Annotated in this window: 19 protein-coding genes; 6 read left to right on the top strand and 13 right to left on the bottom strand. The window is 37.3% G+C overall.

The features are described 5' to 3' along the window. The coding region (locus tag R3333_RS03460) for a threonine--tRNA ligase (protein WP_318957231.1) at positions 1–1,076 on the bottom strand (1,076 nt) is incomplete at its 3' end. Between the two features lie 182 nt (positions 1,077–1,258). Here R3333_RS03460 and R3333_RS03455 point away from each other — a divergent pair. Next, a complete protein-coding gene (locus R3333_RS03455) occupies positions 1,259–3,172 on the top strand; it encodes a ComEC/Rec2 family competence protein (protein ID WP_318957229.1) in 1,914 nt (637 codons plus the stop codon). Here the strand turns inward: R3333_RS03455 and R3333_RS03450 are convergent. Continuing rightward, entirely contained in the window at positions 3,152–4,048 is an 897-nt protein-coding gene (locus R3333_RS03450; protein WP_318957228.1) for a hypothetical protein, read from the bottom strand. The genes R3333_RS03455 and R3333_RS03450 overlap by 21 nt on opposite strands. 72 nt (positions 4,049–4,120) lie before the next feature. Here R3333_RS03450 and R3333_RS03445 point away from each other — a divergent pair, with 72 nt between their 5' ends. Continuing rightward, a complete protein-coding gene (locus R3333_RS03445; protein ID WP_318957226.1) occupies positions 4,121–6,523 on the top strand; it encodes a DUF5916 domain-containing protein in 2,403 nt (800 codons plus the stop codon). A gap of 17 nt (positions 6,524–6,540) precedes the next feature. Here the strand turns inward: R3333_RS03445 and R3333_RS03440 are convergent, their stop codons facing one another. After that, positions 6,541–7,545, bottom strand: coding sequence for a ClpXP adapter SpxH family protein (locus R3333_RS03440; protein ID WP_318957224.1), 1,005 nt, complete (start codon positions 7,543–7,545; stop codon positions 6,541–6,543). Positions 7,546–7,682: 137 nt separating this feature from the next. Between R3333_RS03440 and R3333_RS03435 the strand changes: the two genes are divergently transcribed. Then, a complete protein-coding gene (locus R3333_RS03435) occupies positions 7,683–8,033 on the top strand; it encodes a helix-turn-helix domain-containing protein (RefSeq protein ID WP_318957223.1) in 351 nt (116 codons plus the stop codon). A gap of 1 nt (position 8,034) precedes the next feature. On the opposite strand, the gene R3333_RS03430 is transcribed toward R3333_RS03435, so the two are convergent. The 10 genes from R3333_RS03430 to R3333_RS03385 form a co-directional block, all read right to left on the bottom strand. Beyond that, on the bottom strand, positions 8,035–8,598 hold the full coding sequence (locus tag R3333_RS03430; protein WP_318957222.1) for a hypothetical protein: 564 nt from the start codon (positions 8,596–8,598) through the stop codon (positions 8,035–8,037). Position 8,599: 1 nt separating this feature from the next. Further along, positions 8,600–8,965, bottom strand: a complete 366-nt coding sequence (locus R3333_RS03425; protein ID WP_318957220.1) for a DUF2200 domain-containing protein — start codon at positions 8,963–8,965, stop codon at positions 8,600–8,602. Positions 8,966–9,035: 70 nt separating this feature from the next. Then, positions 9,036–10,241, bottom strand: coding sequence for a hypothetical protein (locus R3333_RS03420; RefSeq protein ID WP_318957218.1), 1,206 nt, complete (start codon positions 10,239–10,241; stop codon positions 9,036–9,038). 131 nt (positions 10,242–10,372) lie between these two features. Then, a complete protein-coding gene (locus R3333_RS03415; RefSeq protein ID WP_318957217.1) occupies positions 10,373–11,338 on the bottom strand; it encodes a hypothetical protein in 966 nt (321 codons plus the stop codon). A gap of 195 nt (positions 11,339–11,533) precedes the next feature. Then, positions 11,534–12,652 carry a DNA polymerase III subunit beta gene (dnaN, locus tag R3333_RS03410; RefSeq protein ID WP_090248747.1) on the bottom strand — a complete coding sequence of 373 codons (1,119 nt, stop codon included), beginning with the start codon at positions 12,650–12,652 and terminating at the stop codon, positions 11,534–11,536. A 105-nt stretch (positions 12,653–12,757) separates the two neighbouring features. After that, complete coding sequence (locus R3333_RS03405) at positions 12,758–13,786, bottom strand: hypothetical protein (RefSeq protein WP_318957214.1); 1,029 nt, start codon at positions 13,784–13,786, stop codon at positions 12,758–12,760. Continuing rightward, positions 13,786–15,552: a gliding motility-associated ABC transporter substrate-binding protein GldG gene (gldG, locus tag R3333_RS03400; RefSeq protein ID WP_318957213.1), complete on the bottom strand. Its 1,767-nt coding sequence runs from the start codon at positions 15,550–15,552 to the stop codon at positions 13,786–13,788. Before gldG ends, R3333_RS03405 begins: the two co-directional genes overlap by 1 nt. 8 nt (positions 15,553–15,560) lie before the next feature. Next, positions 15,561–16,292 (bottom strand): gliding motility-associated ABC transporter permease subunit GldF, encoded by a 732-nt coding sequence (gene gldF / locus R3333_RS03395; RefSeq protein ID WP_318957211.1) that lies wholly within the window; start codon positions 16,290–16,292, stop codon positions 15,561–15,563. 127 nt (positions 16,293–16,419) lie between these two features. After that, on the bottom strand, positions 16,420–16,722 hold the full coding sequence (locus tag R3333_RS03390) for an antibiotic biosynthesis monooxygenase family protein (protein WP_318957210.1): 303 nt from the start codon (positions 16,720–16,722) through the stop codon (positions 16,420–16,422). Position 16,723: 1 nt separating this feature from the next. After that, positions 16,724–17,584, bottom strand: a complete 861-nt coding sequence (locus tag R3333_RS03385; RefSeq protein WP_318957208.1) for an SAM-dependent chlorinase/fluorinase — start codon at positions 17,582–17,584, stop codon at positions 16,724–16,726. A 100-nt stretch (positions 17,585–17,684) separates the two neighbouring features. On the opposite strand from R3333_RS03385, the gene R3333_RS03380 reads away from it, so the two are divergent. From R3333_RS03380 to guaA, 3 genes are all read left to right on the top strand, one after another. Then, positions 17,685–18,632, top strand: coding sequence for a PhoH family protein (locus R3333_RS03380; protein ID WP_318957206.1), 948 nt, complete (start codon positions 17,685–17,687; stop codon positions 18,630–18,632). Beyond that, positions 18,625–19,581 (top strand): phosphoribosylaminoimidazolesuccinocarboxamide synthase, encoded by a 957-nt coding sequence (locus R3333_RS03375; protein ID WP_318957204.1) that lies wholly within the window; start codon positions 18,625–18,627, stop codon positions 19,579–19,581. The genes R3333_RS03380 and R3333_RS03375 overlap by 8 nt, the downstream gene beginning before the upstream one ends. A 204-nt stretch (positions 19,582–19,785) precedes the next feature. Next, the coding region (gene guaA / locus R3333_RS03370; protein WP_318957202.1) for a glutamine-hydrolyzing GMP synthase at positions 19,786–21,197 on the top strand (1,412 nt) is incomplete at its 3' end.

Genomic DNA, 21,197 nt, shown 5'->3' with positions numbered 1-21,197 from the left:
GCAAATCTTACAGGTAAATCTCTGTACGACCTTGGTCTTGATTTAAAAATCTCACAGTGGTGCGGACAGTTCATTGGTTTTAACAAGAATTCTTCATCCTCGTCTGGCGTATTAATCGGTTGGAAAGAATCTTTTCCGTACTTAGCGTAGTGCCCAGAACAAACGTATAATTCTTTACTTCCGATGTGCGGAGTGATTACCTGATCATATCCACCTTTACGTTGTGCTTTCTTTAAGAAGTTTTCTAAACGCTCACGCAACGCAGCTCCCTTTGGTAACCATAAAGGTAAACCTTGACCTACACGTTGAGAGAAAGTAAATAAGTCTAATTCCTTACCTAGTTTTCTGTGATCACGCTTTTTCGCTTCTTCCAAACGCTCTAAGTATTCTGTTAACTCCTTCGCTTTCGGGAAAGTGATACCATAAATACGCGTTAATTGCTTGTTGTTTTCATCACCTCTCCAGTATGCACCAGCAATAGAAGTTAATTTCACTGCTTTGATGAATCCTGAGTTAGGGATGTGAGGTCCTCTACATAAATCTGTGAAGTTACCTTGTGTATAGAAAGTGATGTTTCCATCATCCAATCCTTCAATCAATTCTAATTTGTAAGGATCTTCTTTCTCAGTAAAGTACTTGATTGCTTCATCTTTTGAAATCTCTTGACGTACAAATTCTAATTTTTGCTTCGCCAATTCTTTCATTTTCTTTTCTACCTTCTCCAAGTCTTTTTCAGTGATGTTGTATTCACCGAAATCAACGTCGTAGTAGAATCCATTTTCAATTGGAGGTCCAATCGCTAATTTAATTCCAGGGTAGAAAAACTCCAATGCTTCAGCCATGATGTGTGCAGAAGAGTGCCACATGGTCGATTTACCTTCCGTATCATTCCAGGTTAAAAGTTGAAGTTCTACGTCTTCATTGATCGGACGAAATGCATCTTGCACCTCTCCATTTACTTTTGCGGCAAGAACATTTCTTGCTAATCCTTCAGAAATACTTTTGGCAACATCTAATGCAGTGCTTCCTTTGTCGTATTCTCTTACCGAACCGTCGGGTAGAGTTACTTTTATCATCATCTAGTTTTGCTAAAAATTTAAGACTACAAAAATAAAAAGAATATTGCTAGTACAGAAGCTAAAAGCCAGATAATACAAAGTTTCTTGGAGCTATTCGGTGGATAGGTTAAATCCTACTCTTTTTGCAAGTTTTATGAAATAGTCGTAACTTCTTCTTCCACCTAATTGATACCTAATCTATGAAGCCTAAAATCAATAGACCAAGTCTAGCCTTGCGCTTGTTAATCCTACTTGTCCTAACTTATCTCCTTGGAGAAAATAGTTCCGCTAGTTTGTCGGAAACAATGTATGCCCTTGCAGGTGTGTTTGTCCTCTACTTTTGTATTCATTTTTTATTGATGCAACATAGTTTTCTGCGGGTTAGTTTAAAATCCCTTTTACTCTACCTTTTGTTTTTCTGCTTTGGATTGTTGCGTTTTACATTTTTTAAAGCTCCAAATATTTCAAATACTCCCCCTCAATTTACGGCTTGTGATAGCTGCGTAAGGATAGCTGAATTTACAGAGGGGAAAGTGGAAGAAGGACGGTATTCCCCCTTGGTGTTTACATTGAATGAGGTTCTTACTCGCCAAGAAAAGTACCCGTCTAATGAAAAAATAATGGTGGTTTATTTTCAAGATTCGAATGAATTGACTTTGCAGGTAGGAGATGTGATCAGTTTTAAGAAGCCACTCAAGCCCATTGCAAATAATTCTAATCCGGGCGCATTTGATGGAAAGAAATATTGGAGCAACAAGGGGATAAGGCGACAACTTTTCTTACGATCAGATGAGAGCATTAAGGTGGGGCACAATTCTCAATGGAAACATAAATTCTCCATTTGGCGAACGAAATTGTCTAGTGCCTTTGAAAATGTTTTAGCACCTAAAGAGGCTGGGATTGCCAAAGCTCTGGTTTTGGGAGATAAGTCTAGTTTAGACAAATCTGTTAAAGATGATTTTACAGCTGCTGGAGCCATGCATGTGTTAGCTGTTTCTGGCCTGCACGTGGGGATACTTCTTTTTTGTTTGCAGTTTTGTTTTCAAAAAATATACTTTCTGAGAAAGAAAAAACTCTACTTTGTTGTAGCGCTAATTGTTTTATGGCTCTATGCTTTGCTTACTGGAGCATCTCCTTCTGTGGTTCGGGCAACAACAATGTTTACTTTTTTAGTGATAGGAAAAATGAGAGGACACGGTATGTTTAGCATGGAAGTGTTGCTCAGCACTGCATTTTTAATGTTATTAATTTCTCCAGCCTATCTCTTCGATATAGGTTTTCAATTGTCCTTCTCAGCCATGTTTGCTATAGCTTTATTTTTTGAAGGAATTCAGCGTATATTCTATTTTCGACAGAAAATCTTGCGTAAAATTTGGGAGGGTACAGCTCTTTGTTTTGCAGCTCAAATTGGGACGCTTCCTTTGAGTTTGTATTACTTCCACCAATTTCCGAACTACTTTTTATTGACGAATTTGGTATTGCTTATTCTCGCTTTTGCAGCTATGTTTTCTGGACTGGTTTTCTTGTTGACCTATTTCATACCCTACATGTCTGCTGTTACCGGGATGGCTGTAAAGATGAGTTTTCTATCCTTGTCCAATACTATGGAGTGGATAGCTGATTTGCCCTATGCGTTAACCCAAGGAATTCAATTGAGCGCATGGATGGTATTCCTTGCTTACTTGGCTTGCTTCATGATCCATTTGAGTATAAAATCGGGAAGATTAAAACTTTTAGGGTTCCCCGGGATTGTATTGCTAGGAATAGTGCTAAATGTTACGCTTCAACGAGAAAAGAACCTTCGTCAAAGTAGAATGTTCATGTTAGAGGCTCGTGGTCCCGCAGTTCTCTATTCACAGGATGCGAAACATTGTTTTATCTATGAAAAGGGGAATGAGCGCCTAAGAAAAGAACTCGATTTTATCGCAAAAAGTTATCAGCAATCTTATGGAGGAGAACCTGTGTTTTATCCTTTAGAAGGTGAAGTTATTCAATTTGAAAATCTCCGAATAGGGGTAAACACCGACAGCCTTTTCTATCAATTGGCCAAGGAGTATGGCTATTTCAACTTACATGAGAAGATTGAAAAATGTTTAGAAATCCGTTTGCCTTAGGTAGACATCATAGCGGTATTCATGAAATTGAGGCTCTTGATCATCTGAGAATTCTATAACACAGTAGTAAGCGATTGTTTCTCCTTCAGCCGTTTCTTCAACTTCAAAATTGATTATCGTAAACTTTCTATCTAATTGATCTCTTAAATCCTTTTCGACCAATTTCTTTACACTCAAAGAATTGATTCGTTTTGCTTTTCGCATTACTTGCAAAGTGTGTTCTAGAAAAGTATTTCGTTCAGCTTCGTCAAATAAGCTTTCATATTTTCCTTTGTACAATCTGTAGAATTCTATTTCTTCTTGTGAGGCGTAGTAGTAATTCGTAATCACAAAAGGAAGGTTGAAGAAATAGAGTTTGTAGGTGTAGAATAACTGTTTACTAAATTCACTTTTTTCTAAGGGTGTTATATAGTTCACTTTTATTTGATCCTTTAAGTTGACCACCACCTCATGAATTTCAACGGTGCTATCTTTCTTTATTGCGTAGACATGCTCTTGTTCGTAAATAATGTTGCTCTTTTCTGCTTCGAGCTCAAGTCGTTTCACCGCTATGGCTTCTTCGAGCTCTTCGAGTTTGTAATAGTTTTTCCCTTTGTTTTTAAGCAACTCAGTTTTCAATCGGTACATGGAGTCTAAAGGAAAGAAACTCTCTGGTTTGGTAACGATGAGTTTTCCATATGCGATACTTTCATAGTGACTACTATCAGCACCTAATGTAGATTTTATATGGTGTTCAATGGCGAGTTCTCGGGTCTTTTCTTGACTCTGAAGGCTTTTTCCTACATTTTGTGTAGAAGAACAAGCTGAAAAAATAAAAAGCACAAGATACAGCGGTAAAACACTAAAAAAGGATAAATGATTTGTTTTCGAGCGCATTGCTTATGATATTTGCGGTTGTTAATTATGAAGTGCGGTTACTATCTAACAACTATTGTGCTATTTTTTACAATGATAGCAGATTTTGGTTTATCTCAAAGGACTTATGAGGTAAATAAATTGTCATCTCCCTTAGAGCTAGATGGTTATTTAAACGAAGATTTTTGGTCAAACGCTCAGTTGGCCACGGATTTCATCGTCAATTACCCGAAGTTTGGTGATACTTCTAATTTTGTGTCGAAGTGTTACATGGTTTATGCTGAGGATGCCATTTACATTGGTGGTGAATTTCACGATCCAGAACCAGATAGTATTAGTTATTCTCTTTCCCAACGCGATGATGTAGGTAATGCCGATTGGATGGCAGTTTCTATAGATACCTATGGTAATAAGCAACGCGCCTTTTACTTTTTTGTTACGGCAGCAGGTGTGGAAGTTGACGGACTCATGGTAGATGATAATTTAGATTTATCGTGGAATACCGTATGGAAAAGTAAAGTGCAACGACAGCATTACGGTTATAGCGTTGAAATAAAAATTCCTTATTCGGCGATTCGTTTTCCAAATAGAGAAGTACAACATTGGAAAGTGAACTTTAAGCGCTCGGTGAGAAGAAAGCGTGAAGAATCTTATTGGTCTCCAGTTGACCCCACCAAGTATGGGGAAATTCAACAAGCGGGAAGTGTAGAGGGAATTCGAGGAATTCAACCTCCGTTGAGACTGTCTTTTACACCTTATTTAACCGGATATTACGAAAAGAGTTCAGGTCAAGCGGAAGGCAATTATAGATTGAATGGTGGTTTAGACTTGAAATATGGTTTAACGGAAGCCTTTACTTTGGACATGACTTTAATACCTGATTTTGGTCAGGCAAGAAGTGATAACTTGGTGTTGAACTTATCTCCCTTTGAGGTTCAGTTTGATGAGAACAGAGCCTTCTTTACGGAAGGAACGGACTTGTTTGGAATAGGTGATGTTTTTTATTCGAGAAGAGTAGGAGGCAGACCCTATGGAGCAAATAGCGTTCAGTCAAAATTGTCCGAAAATGAAGTGCTGATTACCAATCCACAAAAGGCGAACTTGTTGAATGCTTCGAAGATTTCTGGTAGAACTAAAAATAATTTGGGAATTGGAGTGTTTAATGCTGTTGAGGCGAGAAGTTTTGCAACTGTTTACGACAAAGAAACAGGGTTAGAGCGAGAGGTGGAGACGAATCCGCTTACCAATTATAACATCGTTTCCCTTTCTAAACCTTTGAAGAATAATTCCTACGTCAATTTACTGAATTCAAATGTGCAAAGAGCTGGTGACGCACGCAATGCCAATGTTACTGTTGCTCAGAGTAATATCTTTTCAAAAGACAGGGACTACGCTATTTTTACGGGGGTAAGAGTAAGTGATGTTCAAGATAAATTAGAGCACAGTGTTGGTCATACAGCCTTTGTAGATGTTAGCAGGGTGCAAGGACAACACAATTACGGTTTCAACTACAACGAAATCAGTGATAAGTTTGACCCAAATGATTTGGGGTATTTAGCGAGAAACAACTTTAGAGAGTACGGTGTTTTCTATAAATATTTTGACTTTAAGCCGAAAAGGAACTTTTTAAGGAGGTGGAGTGGAGTAAGCTTGGCGTATAAAGAGTTGTATGCACCAGCACTATTTGAGACCTTACGTTTGAGTGGTTTTTACCGCAAAACTTATAAGAATTTTCTAACGGTTGGTGCCGATGCAAATATATATCCTTTAGGAAGTTTAGATCACTTTGAGGCCCGATCTGCTGGAAACCCTGTAAAGAAAAATGCAAAATATGATGCAAGCTTCTTTTACAGTAGTGATTATTCCAAGCCTTTTGCCTTAGATATTTCTGGATATTTCGAGGATTATATAGGATGGGATCAGAGAAGTGCATCTTTAGGAGTGAGTCCAAGATTGCGTGTATCCGACAAATGGTTTTTAGTCTTAGATGCGAACATTGATTATTTATTGAATGACTTTGGTTACGTTCGTCCTATAGATTATGAAAGTGATGAAATTATTTTAGGGGAGCGAAACCGAAACATTATCACAAACACGTTTACTTCTGAATTTATTTTTACCAATAGAATGGGAATAGATATTCGCGTTCGTCACAATTGGCAAAACGTAGATTATCATAATTTTCATGCCTTGGGAACGGATGGAGATAGAGTTTCAACTGCTTACACAGGGAGAGATAGTCAAGGGCAAGATATGCACGACATCAATTTCAATGCTTTTTCTATTGACTTAAATTACAGATGGGTGTTTTTACCGGGTAGTGAATTGAGGTTGGTGTATAAGAATAACATACTCACGCAACAGTCTGATCTAGCACCGAATTACTTTACAAGCGTTGGGAATTTATTTGATTATGCTCAAACCAATTCCTTTTCTTTTAGATTGCTTGTATTTATAGATGCACTCTATTTTAAAGAAAAAGGGGACGTACTCTAATGAGCACGCCCTTAGATTTAGATGTGTTTGCTCCAAATACTACCATTTTTAGTAGTGAATTGCATGAGTTTTTTCGCCTTGGTTAATTGTACCAATTCTTCTTCCGCCTCCTGTCTATTCTGATTAGATAGTTCTGCGTATTCTCTTGCTGTTAATGATTTGAATTTTGTAAACAAAGCTTCCCAATCTTTTGAATAGGAATTTGCTTTAAGCTCCGGATGTTTATCTTCAAGTAAGGCCTCATATTTAGCATAAGGTTGTGTACCGTAAATCAGGTTTTTGTTTCCTTCATTGTCTACTAAATAGATACTTGGAAAACCTCTAACACCATAAGTTCTGGCTAAAGCCAAATCTTCTTTAAACGCTTCTTTTGCAATACTATGAAGGTCTGTTTTAAAACGTTCTTTATCTAAGCCCGTCTTTTCAGCTGCTATCAATAAATTGTTCTCCTTGGCAATATTTATTTTATGTAGAAATACCATTTCTCTGATTTCTCTCAAGAATATTTGTGCCTTTTTCTCATCTTGGAATTGCGCCGCTTTAAAGGCAATTGAAGGAGGGTAGGAGGAGTTCAAAGGATCTTCCAACCAAACATCTCCATCAATAGGCATGTCGTAATATACGCTTACTTCGTCCCAATGGTGGGCGACGTCAGAAGGTTTGCTAATACCCCCGCTGTTGTAAGACCAATCGGGTAATAAACCACCCATGCGGTATTCTATATCTAATTGATCATCGTAAGTAAGTTTTAATTTTCTTAATTGAGGTTCTATTCCCCAACAAGAAGAACAAATAGGGTCCGTAAAATAGACGAGTTTAACCTTTGTTGAAGTCAAACTTTTATCAATAAGACTATCTAAGGTGTTTTCACTTGTTGGCATTTCGCATGCACCAGTTTCTGGGTCACACAATAAGGCATTTTTTTCTTTTGTTGTCATTTTATCTAAACTTTGTGTCTTACAACTTGAAGCGAACATGGTCGCCATAAGTGCAAGAGGGATGAGGATTAATTTGTACATCATCTGTTGTGTTAAGTGTTCGAACAGTTCAAAAATAAGGAGCAACTTTGAGTTATACAGGGTCACTTTCCTCTAGGAAACTACTTCCCTTTAGGAAAGCTAGAGAATCAATTTTATTTTTGGAGGAAGAAATGATTGCGATGAAAAAAGACCCTGTAGTAAATGCGACTCCGATATGTCAACACAGAATTCAAGCCATTAAAGATGCGATGGATGTACTTTCTGGTAAATGGAAGTTTCACATTTTAGGAACCTTGATAGAAGGTAATCGACTTGGTTTTATGGAATTGATGCGAGAAGTGGAAGGGATAGGTACCAAGATGCTGTCTAAAGAACTACAGGATTTAGAAATGAATCAATTGATCGATAGAGAAGTGATGGATACTAAACCCATCACTGTGGAGTATAGTATTTCGGAAAAGGGAAAATCTTTAAAGCCAATTATTGATGAAATAGCCAAATGGGGTGCAGCGTATAGGCAATCATTATAGATTAGTCTTCGCTTAATGTATAATGTCCTCCATTGGGGTGAGGTCCTGAACAATCACAGATTTCAAAGTCGTTGGATGGAGACCATATCAATTTGTTTTGATGAGTATTATACCAACTGCGCAATGTATCTGCAAACTGCTTTCGGTTTACTAAACTTTGATTTAAATGTTTCCAAATAAACATAGGAGCTTCCCTAGATGAATGTTTCGTATTTATAATATCTAGGAGTGGGATATCATGAATGATTTCCATTAGAGCGAGTAAGGCAACATCTCCAACCGTGTAATTGATTCCTGCGAATTGGATAGGTGCCTTAGTTTGTGTTGTGTCTATAATTTTATCTAAAAGTATGGGGATTGCACTGTCTTTGGCTTGTACAATTTCCCAAAAGAAAACATCACCACATGCATTGCATAACTCACACTTTTGCATAACATTTTCAGACCTACAAATACTTGCAATGTTCGTGGTGTATTTGAGGCTGTCAATTTTTGTTTTTAGTTGAGTTTGACCAAAACTAATACAGTTAAAAAATGAGATTAAGATGACTAGGGTTGACTTCATTTTATGCTTTTCTTAAGATTTTCTCCATTTTTCTACCCTTAGCGAGTTCATCTACAAGCTTATCTAGGTAGCGTACCTTTTGGGTTAACTCATTTTCTAGTTCTTCAATTCTGTAGCCACATATTACACCTTTGATGAGGTGGGCATTATCATTTAATTTGGCTTGTTCAAAGAATTCTACAAAAGTTAATTTTTCATCTATTGTTCGTTGTATTTCTTGAGCGTCAAAGCCAGTAAGCCATGTGATGACTTGATGTAATTCTTCTTTGGTTCTACCTTTTCGCTCAACCTTTGTTACATAGTGTGGATAAACCGAAGCAAAGGTCATTTTAGCAATTTTTGCGTTGTGTTCTGGTGTTGCCTTCATGGTTTAAAAATAGCACGAAAAAGGAAGTGCAAAAAAAAAGAGACTGCTGAAATAGCAGTCTCTTTACAAATTATCTGTTAATGTTCTTTTTGCTTTTCTGGACATTGAAGCCTATCGATGCTCCGACCATACCGCCACTTCTACTAGAAGAATAAAAGAGGTTTACAGGGATGTTTAAAGCTCCGGCTGTAAAAGTTCTACCAAAACCAAACACCCAAGTTGTTCCAAGTTTTAATCCTCCTCTAGAATCGTATTGATCAGAGAAATAATAATCTTCTCCACTTGCTTCGGAAGGAGTAGGTGGGTAGAAATAACCATATTGGTCTATGTAGTTACTATCCGTAGAATAGTTGTCCGATGCGTAGTCATACCAGTCATTATAAGAGTAATAACTATTTACACCGTTACCAAAGCTGTTTTCGGTATCAAGGAAACCTTGACTTATTTTTCTCAAATTAAAACTAGGACCGAATGCAAATTCCCAACCCGCTTTTCCAAATCTAAATCCATTCAATAGGGTGAAAGAGGGAATGAAGATTCCTTGCTCTAAACCTGAGAAATTAAAAATACCTTCGAGAAGTGCTGAGAAGTTTTCTGTCCCAACGTATTGTTTCTCGAATTGATAACCGATCATACTTACGCCTGGGAAAATGTCTAGACCTCCTTGGTTAATTGGTCGTCTTGCGTATTTATACATGTCACCCACCAAAAATGCATACCCTAATCGCGGACCAGAATTATTAATCCTACCCACATTGTTGGAGGTGATTAGTTCGTTTTTGAATTCGAGGCGCGTTACAAGTTCTTTGGATACAGGTACGCCGTGCATTTCTTTCAGCATGACCTCAACCATACGTTGAATCTCCATTTCTTGATTGTCGAACTCTCTAACCATAGCCATGTGTAGTTCTCCTTTTTTAACGTCTATCCATTTTAAGGAGATGGCTATTTTGTTCCCCAAACCGTCAAAACTACCAGAAATAATGTAGTCTACATTTAGTTTTCGACCCATGCGGGTAAGACAATTGATTCCAAAACAATTCGTTCTAAATTCACTTGAATCTTGAATGACTTCCGCCATATCGAACTCATCATAGACATTGTACTTGTCGAGTTTAATAAGTTCGAGTTGGATGAATTTTGCGGCTATTTCCTGAGGGATGTCTAGCTCTTGAACGTGTGGTTTAGCCACTGCAAAACTAGGTTTGTTTGCGTTTTCTTGGGCGTTGACCATTAAAGCGGTCAACGCGCTAATTACAAGTAGTAGTCGTTTCATAACGTGTAGTATTAGTTATGGTAAGATACGACCTTTTATGTTTTTAGTACAAATCTATTTACGGGGTATGGTATTGACTTTTGTCATTGTATGGTTTTAGGGAGTCACTTAAAAGTGGAGTGGGATATTACTTATTTAATACTTACATAAGCCGCATTTTGCACTTCTATTTCGCCCATTTGCACATGAGTAAATGATTTGCTGGAGTTTATCCAGCTGGTAGAGGTGTTAAAGGAGCTTAGAACTCCCTCAGTGATTTCGAATTCGTCTATGGAAATTGCATAAGGGTTTCCTTGAGAACTTACAATTTCTTCGAACATTTGTTCTTTATTATAGATGTATGTATAATCGATAAAAATCTGATTGTTTCTTTTCCAGCTTTCAATGACTACTGGAGTATTATAGGTTTGTCCGTTGTTTAGAGATTCATCTATATTATAAACTTCCACTTGCATTTCATAAACATCATTTAGTAAGTAAGGAAAGGTGTAAGCTTGAAATATGTAATTGAAAGCATTCATCATGGTTTGGGTGGTATTGTCAATTTGATCTTGCATGTATATTTCAGATTGTAACTGAATTTGTTTCTTTTCTTGCTCCGTCAGTTGGTCTCCCAGCGTGTTTAAAAAAGTTGATATGGCATCGAAAGTGATGGTTTTCATTTGAGTCTGTAATAAGGTTTCGTCTTTTATTTCGAAAGCTAAAGCCGTGTTTTTATCTACCAAAAATCGATATTCAAGTGAAGCCATTTTTTCAATGACGTAATTGGTAAATACGGCAAATTGAGCATCAAAGGTAGAGTCTACAAGTTTTCCAAAATCTAAATTAAGTTCCGTGTTTTTAAACTGTTTAAAGTGAACCTCATATACCGTATCTTTTAAATCGACGATTTCCATACTGTAGGTAGTTTTCAATCCTACTTTTGATACAGGTTGGTTGTTTTGATAGATGTTAGTGGAGTCTATATGTGTTATGGTTTTAATATCTCCGACTTTCCAATTTACAGCTATGTATTGTGGTTCTTGTCCAAAACCTTTTTGTATGAAGAAGAAGGTGACTAGAAAAGTGAGGAGGTGAATAGCGTTGAATATTTTCATTATATATTTTATTTAAGGCCTAAAATAATAGAATCTTGAGCATTGAATGATGCTCGAATGTTATATGCAAACAAGGAGGGTACAAAAAGCTCTCCAAGAAACTTGGGGATGTTGGGATAGATAGGCCGTTTGCCAAGCATAAAAAAAGCGAAAACCCTAAAGTTTCCGCTTTCAATATGTAGAAGTCAGTACGACTTATTTGTTCAACATAACTGGCATTACCAACATTAAAATGTCTTCTGCTTCGTTTTCGTTTTCTGCGGGTAAAAGGATACCTGCTCTGTTTGGTTCGCTCATTTCTATCTTCACTTCTTTGCTGCTAATGTTGTTCAACATTTCCATTAAGAAACGAGAGTTGAAACCAATCTCCATATCATCACCATTGTAGTTACACGTTAAGCGCTCGTTGGCTTCGTTAGAGAAATCTAAATCTTCTGCAGAGATTTGTAAATCTGCACCTGCCATTTTTAAACGTACTTGGTGTGTAGTTTTGTTGGCGAAAATAGATACACGCTTGATAGAGCTTAATAAATCCATACGGTCTACGCTCAATACGTTAGGATTCTCTTTTGGAATTACTGCTTCGTAGTTCGGGTATTTACCGTCGATTAATCTACACGTCAATACAGTATCGTTGAATTCGAAAATCGCGTTGCTTTCGTTGTACATAATACGTACTTGCTCTTCACCTTTTAAGTTAGACTTTAATAAGTTTAAAGGTTTCTTTGGTAAGATGAAAGATGAGCTTCCTGTACTTTCAGCATCTGATCTTTTGTAGCGAACTAATTTGTGCGCATCTGTTGCAACGAAGATGATGTCACTTCCTGCAAACTGTACAAATACTCCACTCATTACCGGACGTAAATCATCGTTACCTGTAGCAAATAAAGTTTTGTTGATGGCTTCAGAAATGATTTCACCAGACAATGTAATGCTATCACCATTCTCTAAAGAAGGAGATTTCGGGAAGTCGTCTCCATTGTATCCAACCATCTTAGATTTACCGTTGTTGTAGGTAATCTCTATAGCGAAAGTATTATTGTCTACTGTAAAAGTTAAAGGCTGTTCTGGAAGGTTTTTCAACACGTCCAATAATATTTTGGCAGGAATACAGATTTTTCCGTCTTCGTTGGCCTCAATATTCATAGCCGTTTGCATCGTAGTTTCTAAATCTGATGCAGAGATGGTTAAGGTTCCATCGTTTATTTCGAACAAAAAGTTGTCTAAAATAGGAAGGGTGTTGCTTGTGCTTAAAACACCGCTGATGCTTTGTAATTGCTTTAATAAGCTAGTACTTGATATTACAAAATTCATTTCTAATTGTCATTAATTAGTTCAATTAACAAATATAACCGAACATTTGAGATGATCTTCTTTCTGTCTTTATTAGTTGTTCACGTAGTTGTCAACAACAAATATTTAGTTTTCTGTTTCTACAAAAATGTCTTTACCTATTAAAATAGGTCCTAGTCCTATTCCAAATCGACCACCAATTTGAACACGTACTAATTGCTCCTCTTGTGTAAAGGTCCACATGTATTCCATGCTGAAAATGTTCGTATCCGGTCTACTCAAATCCTTTTCTATGTAATCGTAGAAATCGTATTTTTCAACATCTCCTTGTTTGGGTGTAAGGGTAAGTGAATAGTGAGGGATAGTTCGTTTCATACTATCGATTTGCCTCTGATTCATGGTGTAGTTCTGTTGGTTAAAGTGGATATTATCAAAAGCATTTAAGAAACTCAATAAGTTCTGTTTATTGATGTTTAACACTTCTTCTCCTGTTCTTGCAATGTAATCACCGTTTTCTAATTGGATGTCGTAACTCTCTTGTGGTGTTTGCGTGTTTACTAGCGTTACACCTTTGATGTTTTTCTGAGAGAAAGCGAATAAATCTGAACATGCCCACTGTTTTGGGTCTACAAAGAAACGCGGTTCCAAAATACCATTCAAACCTTCCATATCCATAATTACAGGCTGATCACTTTTGATGTCTGGCGTTTGCAACAACATGTATGTACCGTGGTGATCTGGTGTGCCATGTCCTACATACCAAGTTTTTTCCAAACGACCATTTTTATAAATATCAACTTGTTTTGCTTTGGCAGCCATTAATTTATTGACCGTTGGTTTTAACTTGTCGTTGACATATCCTTTGAAACTGATCTTTCTAAAAGCTTCCAAAATATTATCTACAGGGTTTTCCTGTACACAATTTCCATTACCGTCTAACCATTCTCCATCTTTCTTCACCAGCGTGAAATCAAGGTCGAACAAAGGATCGTAAATTACAACCTTGTCCACCTCTTCAACGTTTTCAATTTCAAAATTGATCAATTCTGTAGGGTCTGACTTTCCTTCATTCTCTACAGCTGTTTGTGTATAGTATCCCAAGATTCCAAGAACTACCACGGCGCTAAGGAGTACGATTATTTGTTTCTTCTTCATTATTTGGCGTATTTTCTTTTTCTAATAAATAAGGTAATGATTCCAAGTAATAGTATGCTACCTAGTGGAATTGCTAGGTTAATAGCTTTGTAGAATCCTGCTTGTTCTACTACTTTTTTCTTATCTGTAGGGTGTAAATCGATAGATCGACTTCTCACTGAAAGTAAGGCTTCTTCCCCCATCATGTAATCCACGGCATTTTGCATGAACTCAAAGTTTCCTTTCGGGAAAGGGTTGTCTATTAAGTCTTCAATTTGGTAAGGGCCAGAACGCTTTTCGTAGTATTTGTAAGAATTTGTTTCTGGTACGTATACAGAATCGTAATATTGATTCGCAAAGAAGGTTCCAGAACTCACGACCATTAGTTTTCCCGGGGCTTTACTTTCTGCTAAGAAACGAGCGTCAGGATTGTCTGTGTACGTTGAGATGATTCTGTTTTTAAAGGCAGAATTGAATTTACCTTCTACAATTGCACCCAACATTTTCTTATTCATGTCGTTGTTTACATCTGCAAAGTCTGGTAGTTCACCTAAACGTGTCATCCCTAAAGATACCAACATAGATCCTTGTCCGTGTACTTTTGAATTGTTCGAGGATGTCAATAAAATGTGTGGCTTCAATCCATCTTGTTTTACGAATTGCAAACTAGAGGCGTACATCAAGAATACCGGGTCTACTTGACTACTAATTGGGTGATCAGTCCCTTGAGAACGGATATAGAAGTACCAAGGTAATGGTCGCGTTTCTTGACGCTTACTTAAGAAGAAGTAACCGTAATTGGCATCCACCACAAGGTCTTCATTCATTTTAATACCGTAATCGTAAATCAAATCTTCTAGTCCCGTTCTTTTTCTGCGTGTGTAAACGGTTTGATTTCTTCGCAATGAATCATTGTTAATGTTCAGAGGGTTCGAGAAAACCATTAGTTTTCCACCTCTCATTAAAAATTGATCAATAACAAATTTGTCTTTATCACTGAACTTTCGATTCGGATCAGCAATGATTAACCCGTCTACTTCATCCAATGCATTGATTTGACCATTGATTGCAAGGTCTTTGAAATCATAAGCATCTTCTAATTGTCTTCTGAAGTAAGCTGTTTTTGGAGCGGGTAACTCACCATGACCATGTAGAATACCAATAGATTTTTTTGAAGTTCTTGCAGCCTTATCTATGGCTTTCATCAATTCGTATTCAATATTGGTAATACTGTTTTGGATTTTCTGATCCAACATAGCATTAAGGTCGGCATTACCACCTTGTAAGAATTGAACATATCCAGAAGTAATTCCTTTGTACTCTACTTTAGCACCTGGAAAAACTACCAATTTATCGGCAGTACCATTACTTCTGAAATTAACAACTAAGGGAACTAATCCATTTCCTTTGTCCATCAACTGCTCACTCAACTCTTTAAAATCAGCTTCTGTACCTTCGGTAGGGTCAATGAATTCATACTCCACCTTTTTACCGGCGTAGTATTTAAACTCGTCTAACTTATCTTTAATAGAGTTTCTTAAACGTCGCAATTCTGCAGGAAGCTTATCTCCTTCTAGGTATACTTTAAAAAGTATTCTTTCCTTTAGTAAGGAATCAGAATCCAAAACTTCCTTTGTAGATTCTGTTAGAGAATAACGTTGGTCTTCTGTTAAATCTATTCTGAAGTCTGTAGCCCAAACTAATATGTTTACCATAACTACTCCTGCTAAAACAATGAGGAGAAGAATAGAATAATAAACGCTTGATGATCTTTTTGTGTTTTTCATGCTACGGTTTATTTACGCATTAATTTAAGTACTGAATGTGTGGCGAAAAGGAAGAAGAAAATCACTCCAAAGAAGTAAGTTAAATCACTCATTACAATCACTCCCTTTTTAATAGATTGGTAGTGTGTATCTATTCCTATCGCTTTAATTACTGAGTCTAATCCTGCAAAGTTGGCGTAACTTCCTAACATAGAAAGTCCGTTGTAAAAGAACCAACATAGGAAAAGTGCAATGATGAATGCTACAATTTGGTTGCTCGTAATTGCCGAACAAAATATTCCAATAGCAACAAAACAAGCACTTAACAAAAAGAGACCTAAATAAGAGGTGATGGTAGCTCCGTCATCAATAATCCCTACCGGATCTCCCAAGTAATGCATGGAGATATAGTAAACCAATGTGGGCAGCAATGAAATAATTACGAGCGTAACTCCTGCCAAGTATTTGGCCATTAATATTTTGAAATCTGAAAGTGGACGCGTGTATAATAACTCTATGGTTCCAGATCTTTTTTCTTCGGCAAAGGAACGCATAGTAACCGCAGGTATTAATATCAATAAGATGAGTGGGGCCATGCTGAAAAAGGGTTGGAGATCGGCCAATCCACCTTCCAATAAATTAAAATAATCCGAAATCACCCAAAGAAACAACCAAGTGATTACAAGGAAAATAGCTACGAATATGTAACCAAGAATGGAACTTAAAAAACTACGTATTTCCTTAAAATATAGGGCTCTCATTATGATTTTTTTTGTCAAAATTAAGGCTTAAAAATGCCTATAACCGAATCAATTCGCAAACTTTTGAATAATTATCCTTTAATAAGTCAAGTTCTTACGAAAGTTACTTGCTTTTATACAGGTCTAATTACCCTTGAGGGAAACCATTGAAGTAAGTGTCTACAGACCATGCTTCTGCTTTGGCTCCGAACCAAGGTTTAATGGTAGACCATACACCTTTGAATAAGTCGCTGTAGCGATAATTGTTGAGTGCAGCTTCGTCATCCCAATCGCTGTAGGTGAAAACAATATGGGGGTGATGGATGTCTTGTAAAAGCTTCATGCCATTACATCCTTCGAAACCTGCAACTTTTGTATTAATAGTGTCGAAGAAAGCTAAAAAGTCTTCGAGTTTATCTTCTTGAAAAGTGAGTTTTACGATTCTTAACATATTAAAATAGAGATTCTAATGTAGTTTTGGATCCTCTCGGACTAAATTCAATGCGTATTACATCTCCAACGCGTAAGCCAAACAGAGAATTAGCGCCACCACCATTTCCGGGCGTACCTTTGTTGATGGCAATTTCTAAGTTGTCGGTGTCGTTAAACATGGCCAATCGCTCACCGGGAGGTACTTCGTTGTATCCCGCAGAGATTTCATCGATATAGTATTCCTTTTTTCTAAAGAATATAGTGAAAGGAATGTTTTTCCCCATTCGATCGAAATCTTCTTTCGTGATGTTGGTTATTAAGTTTCCGTAATTGTCTACATGGATAACTCTACCTTTAAGAACGTTGGGTTCTATCACTGGATTAGCAACAACGGCCCTGCGAATAGTTGTTTTTTCGCTGCCCAAATCTTCTGGGTTTACACCCTGGGCTAAGGCAACAGCTGTTGGCGCCAAAATGTTTTTTGTAGGGAATTTCATCAGCTTAGGATTCGAAAGAACATTGTCAATGTTCCACATACCCTCGGCCTCATCATTTCCTAAAATTAAAGAAAAGATGCCGTTGTCTGTAGCAACAATGTATTGATCTCGATAACGGATGAAACTTGGAAAAGCCCCTGCATCTGGATCTCCAAAATTCACGATGGGTTCGCTGTCTACACCTACTAAGTGTACGGTGCCAGCAGGGAAGTCCTTTAAACAATTTTTAATGTAAAACGATGCTTGGGCAATGTTAAAAGGATTGATGTTGTGTGAAATATCTACAATTTGAAGCTTACTTTCCACCTTGTACATCGCTCCTTTTAATGCAGCAACGTAGTGGTCGTTCAAGCCCATGTCTGTAGTTATTGTCACAATATTCATGTATCCTTATTAAAAGATGTTTTTAGATGAAGTAATTTCCCTAATTTTGAGCCAAAATTAATCTTAATTTTAGATATTGTAAGTTTAAAACAAAGAGAATTTGCACGAAAAGAAATTTGAAATTAAAGGGATAAACCCCTTGGAGCTGGTGGGCGTGAATAATGAGAAGCTGAAAGTGATTCAGTCTTATTTTTCTAAACTCAAAATTGTAGCACGCGGCAATGTAATTATTGTAAAGGGTGATGAAGATGAAGTAACGCGTTTTGAAACGAAGTTTAAGCTTTTGATGAGTCATTTGGATAGATACAATGAATTGACCGAAAATAATATCGATAACCTAATGCTCGAAGACGGCGCTAAATTATTAAGTGGCGATGGGTCTGAGATTTTAGTTCATGGAAATTCCGGAATTAAAGTAAAAGCAAGAACCTACAATCAAAGGGAACTGGTTAAATCTGTCAATAAAAACGATATGGTTTTTGCCATTGGACCCGCAGGAACAGGAAAAACCTATACAGCGGTGGCTTTGGCTGTACGTGCATTGAAAGCAAAAGAGGTGCGTCGTATCATTTTAACAAGACCGGCTGTTGAAGCAGGGGAAAATCTTGGTTTCTTACCTGGGGATATGAAGGAAAAATTAGATCCTTACATGATGCCTTTGTACGATGCTTTAAGAGATATGATTCCTGCTGAAAAGTTAGCTGACCTCATAGAATTAGGAGTGATAGAAATTGCTCCCTTAGCTTTTATGAGAGGAAGAACTTTAGATAAAGCCTTTGTTATTTTAGACGAGGCACAGAATACTACGGTGAGTCAAATGAAAATGTTTTTAACTCGTATGGGGAAAAGCGCTAATTTTGTCATCACCGGAGATGCATCACAAATTGATTTACCGCGCAAGCAAAAGTCGGGGTTAATTTTTGCCTTGGATGTATTGAAAGATATTGATGGAATCGGAATGATTCGCTTGAATCAAAACGATGTAATCCGTCATAGAATAGTTAAGCAAATAATAGAAGCGTTCGATAAAGCTGAAGATAATGAGTAAAGCAGTTACAACAACTAACTTTAATTTTCCTAAACAAAAGGGAGTATACCACGGAAAGGTAAGAGAGGTATACAATATTGATGATAACTACATGGTGATGATTGCATCGGATAGAATTTCGGCCTTCGATCACATTTTGCCAAAAGGAATTCCTTTTAAAGGACAAGTTTTGAATCAAGTTGCTACAATGTTCTTGAAAGCAACAGAGGATATCGTACCGAACTGGTTAATCGGAACGCCAGATCCAATGGTAGCGGTAGGACACAAGTGTGAGCCGTTCAAAGTTGAGATGGTAATCCGTGGGTATTTGGCAGGACACTCAGCGCGTGAGTACAAAAAAGGTGAGCGTGTGTTGTGTGGTGTTGAGTTGCCAGAAGGAATGAAGGAAAACGATAAGTTTCCAGAACCTATCATTACTCCGGCTACGAAAGCAGACGAAGGACATGATGAAGATATCTCAAGAGAAGAAATCATTAAGCAAGGAATTGTTTCTGAAGAAGATTACATACAGTTAGAAAACTACACAAGAGCATTGTTCCAAAGAGGTACCGAATTGGCAGCTGAAAAAGGATTGATCTTGGTAGATACAAAATACGAATTTGGTAAGAAGGATGGTAAGATCTACTTAATTGATGAGATTCATACACCAGATTCTTCGCGTTACTTCTATGCAGATGGTTACGAAGAGCGTCAAGCCAAAGGTGAAGCGCAAAAGCAATTGAGTAAAGAGTTTGTTCGTCAGTGGTTAATTGAGAATGGATTCCAAGGTTTGGACGGACAAACTATGCCTGAAATGCCAGATGAGTTTGTAGAAACGGTTACTGAAAGATACATTGAGTTATACGAGAAAATTGTTGGTGAGAAATTCCAAAAGGATTCTACGGATAACTTAAATGAAAGAATAGAGAAAAATGTGGTAGAGTTCTTAACGAGCGAAGGTTTAGTTTAAGAGTCAACCAAAGAACTTAATGAAGGCGAGACGAGAGTTTCGCCTTTTTTTGTAAGGAATAATGTTTTTTACTTAGAAAGCCTTAGGAGGCTAATCCTCTAAAAGTCTAAGGGTCTAAATGTCTAAAAATCTAAGTGTCTAAGTGTCTAAAAGTCTAAAGAAAAATTGTTTTCCACATTCCAAAGAGTTATTATCTTTGCACCCATGCAAGAAAAGATTTTAATTCTCGATTTTGGTTCGCAATACACGCAGTTGATCGCGCGTCGTGTGAGAGAGCTGAACGTTTACTGTGAAATACATCCTTGGAACAAAGTTCCTGAAATAGGTGAGGATGTAAAAGGTGTAATATTATCAGGAAGTCCGTTTTCAACAAGAGATGAAAATGCACCAAAACCTGATTTAGATGGAATAAAAGGAAAACTTCCTTTGTTAGGAGTTTGTTTTGGAGCACAATATCTTGCATTGAATTATGGAGGTGAAGTGTTGCCTTCTAAAATTAGAGAATACGGAAGAGCGAATCTTTCTTTCGTAGATCAAGAAAATGAATTAACGGTTGGAATGAGTAATGATTCTCAAGTGTGGATGTCACACGGAGATACCATTAAAGAAGTTCCAGACAACTATAAAATTATCGCAAGTACACCAGATGTACGTGTAGCAGGTTACAAAATCGAAGGGGAAACTACTTACGGTATCCAATTCCACCCAGAGGTTTACCACTCTTTAGAAGGTAAGGTTTTGTTGGAAAACTACATTGTTAACATTTGTGGATGTGCGCAAGATTGGACGCCAGATTCTTTCGTTGAGGAAACGGTAGCTGAATTAAAAGCGAAGTTAGGAGACGATAGAGTAATCTTAGGATTATCTGGAGGAGTAGATTCTTCTGTGGCTGCTGTATTGTTACACAAAGCTATCGGGAAAAACTTACACTGTATTTTCGTAAACAACGGATTGCTAAGAAAGAATGAATATGATTCAGTTCTTGAAAGCTACCAAGGTATGGGATTGAACGTGAAAGGAGTTGATGCTTCTGAGCAATTCTATGCAGAGTTGAAAGGGTTAACTGATCCTGAAGCGAAGCGTAAAGCAATTGGTAAAGTATTTGTTGATGTATTCGACGCAGAATCTAAGTTGGTAGAAAACGCAAAATGGTTAGGTCAAGGTACAATTTACCCAGACGTAATTGAGTCAGTTTCTGCAACGGGAGGACCATCAGCAACAATTAAGTCTCACCACAACGTAGGAGGTTTACCAGACTACATGAAATTAAAAGTGGTTGAGCCTTTGAAGTTATTGTTTAAGGATGAGGTAAGACGTGTTGGGAAATCTTTAGATATTTCACAAAATATTTTGGGTCGTCACCCGTTCCCAGGTCCAGGACTTGGAATTAGAATTTTAGGAGACGTTACTGCAGAAAAGGTGCGAATCCTACAAGAAGTAGATCATATATTCATTTCTTCGTTAAAAGAAGACGGATTGTATGACGATGTTTGGCAAGCAGGTGCTATCTTCCTACCAATTCAATCTGTAGGGGTTATGGGAGACGAAAGAACGTATGAAAATGCGGTTGCTTTAAGAGCTGTAACATCAACGGATGGTATGACGGCAGATTGGTG

Source organism: Lishizhenia sp., assembly GCF_033720595.1.
Taxonomy (GTDB): domain Bacteria; phylum Bacteroidota; class Bacteroidia; order Flavobacteriales_D; family Crocinitomicaceae; genus Lishizhenia.
Note: the sequence above shows the minus strand (reverse complement) of the source record. Positions and strands in the feature narration are given on the sequence as shown.

Excerpts from the sequence above, each read along its gene's own strand:
- R3333_RS03455 (WP_318957229.1), top strand. The coding sequence starts at position 1,259 with ATGAAGCCTAAAATCAATAGACCAAGTCTAGCCTTGCGCTTGTTAATC.
- R3333_RS03450 (WP_318957228.1), bottom strand. The coding sequence starts at position 4,048 with ATGCGCTCGAAAACAAATCATTTATCCTTTTTTAGTGTTTTACCGCTG.
- R3333_RS03445 (WP_318957226.1), top strand. The coding sequence starts at position 4,121 with ATGATAGCAGATTTTGGTTTATCTCAAAGGACTTATGAGGTAAATAAA.
- R3333_RS03440 (WP_318957224.1), bottom strand. The coding sequence starts at position 7,545 with ATGATGTACAAATTAATCCTCATCCCTCTTGCACTTATGGCGACCATG.
- R3333_RS03435 (WP_318957223.1), top strand. The coding sequence starts at position 7,683 with ATGAAAAAAGACCCTGTAGTAAATGCGACTCCGATATGTCAACACAGA.
- R3333_RS03430 (WP_318957222.1), bottom strand. The coding sequence starts at position 8,598 with ATGAAGTCAACCCTAGTCATCTTAATCTCATTTTTTAACTGTATTAGT.
- R3333_RS03425 (WP_318957220.1), bottom strand. The coding sequence starts at position 8,965 with ATGAAGGCAACACCAGAACACAACGCAAAAATTGCTAAAATGACCTTT.
- R3333_RS03420 (WP_318957218.1), bottom strand. The coding sequence starts at position 10,241 with ATGAAACGACTACTACTTGTAATTAGCGCGTTGACCGCTTTAATGGTC.
- R3333_RS03415 (WP_318957217.1), bottom strand. The coding sequence starts at position 11,338 with ATGAAAATATTCAACGCTATTCACCTCCTCACTTTTCTAGTCACCTTC.
- dnaN (WP_090248747.1), bottom strand. The coding sequence starts at position 12,652 with ATGAATTTTGTAATATCAAGTACTAGCTTATTAAAGCAATTACAAAGC.
- R3333_RS03405 (WP_318957214.1), bottom strand. The coding sequence starts at position 13,786 with ATGAAGAAGAAACAAATAATCGTACTCCTTAGCGCCGTGGTAGTTCTT.
- gldG (WP_318957213.1), bottom strand. The coding sequence starts at position 15,552 with ATGAAAAACACAAAAAGATCATCAAGCGTTTATTATTCTATTCTTCTC.
- gldF (WP_318957211.1), bottom strand. The coding sequence starts at position 16,292 with ATGAGAGCCCTATATTTTAAGGAAATACGTAGTTTTTTAAGTTCCATT.
- R3333_RS03390 (WP_318957210.1), bottom strand. The coding sequence starts at position 16,722 with ATGTTAAGAATCGTAAAACTCACTTTTCAAGAAGATAAACTCGAAGAC.
- R3333_RS03385 (WP_318957208.1), bottom strand. The coding sequence starts at position 17,584 with ATGAATATTGTGACAATAACTACAGACATGGGCTTGAACGACCACTAC.
- R3333_RS03375 (WP_318957204.1), top strand. The coding sequence starts at position 18,625 with ATGAGTAAAGCAGTTACAACAACTAACTTTAATTTTCCTAAACAAAAG.